Annotated in this window: 1 protein-coding gene; it reads left to right on the forward strand. The window is 67.5% G+C overall.

Annotation, left to right across the window (positions count from 1 at the left end):
- Positions 1-423: 423 nt before the first annotated feature.
- Positions 424-655: hypothetical protein (locus tag Y705_RS22710; RefSeq protein WP_216698766.1), on the forward strand; the 232-nt coding region annotated here is incomplete at its 3' end.

Below are 655 nucleotides of genomic sequence, written 5' to 3' on the forward strand. Positions count from 1 at the left end.
AAGCCCTCCCGCCGGGGTAGCTGCCCGTGCAATATGCCCGAACGAAAGCAGTTTTGGAACACGACGACACACGACGACGACGGAAGGCACCACCAATGACAGCAACACCAGTACCGAGGAAAGCGCGGGCCCCGCGTAGGACTGCGGCCCCGAAATTGAAGCTCCTAGAAGGCACGGGCCCCCGGCTTTCCCCGCCGGCGGCGTTGCGGGCCGCGGTGGGCGGTCCTAGCTTGGACTGGGCGAACATTCCGGCCATGCTCCGCGGCGAAGGCCCCAGCCGACAGGCACCGATGGGCGGGGTAGGGGGTTCGGATTTGCTCGGACCGCCAAGCCCTCCCGCCGGGGTAGCTGCCCGTGCAATATGCCCGAACGAAAGCAGTTTTGGAACACGACGACACACGACGACGACGGAAGGCACCACCAATGACAGCAACACCAGTACCGAGGAAAGCGCGGGCCCCGCGTAGGACTGCGGCCCCGAAATTGAAGCTCCTAGAAGGCACGGGCCCCCGGCTTTCCCCGCCGGCGGCGTTGCGGGCCGCGGTGGGCGGTCCTAGCTTGGACTGGGCGAACATTCCGGCCATGCTCCGCGGCGAAGGCCTGGCGGAGTGGCAACGGCTTGCCGGCGTGTTCGCCGGCGAGCCTGACCGGTTCG

It is taken from the genome of Arthrobacter sp. H41 (assembly GCF_000520535.1).
GTDB lineage: Bacteria > Actinomycetota > Actinomycetes > Actinomycetales > Micrococcaceae > Arthrobacter_D.